This window comes from Sulfitobacter dubius, assembly GCF_027214245.1.
GTDB classification, from domain to species: Bacteria; Pseudomonadota; Alphaproteobacteria; order Rhodobacterales; family Rhodobacteraceae; genus Sulfitobacter; species Sulfitobacter dubius_A.
In genome coordinates, this window is the sequence record NZ_JAPWHM010000049.1 from 1 (window position 1) to 257 (window position 257).

The 257-nt window shown below is 48.6% G+C and carries 1 protein-coding gene; it reads left to right on the top strand.

From position 1 onward, the window contains the following. Positions 1–257, top strand: a 257-nt coding sequence (locus O4H31_RS19555; protein ID WP_269348183.1) for a glycosyl hydrolase family 8, incomplete at both ends; no start/stop codon positions are given.

Consider the following 257-nt stretch of genomic DNA (forward strand, 5'->3'; position numbering starts at 1 on the left):
GTGCTCAACCATACAGTTATAGACTTTGCAGGTCGTAAAGTGATGCTTCCTGGGCGCAGCGGTTTTACCGCGCAAGACTCGATAACTTTAAACCCTTCCTATTTCATCTTCCCCGCTTGGCGCGACTTCGCTGAACGTAGCTATCTAGCTAACTTGTGGACCTTGATTGAAGATTCTCAGCAGTTGATGACCGACATTGATTGGGGACAACACCGCATACCGACAGACTGGATAACGCTTTATGCGGACGGAAAGAC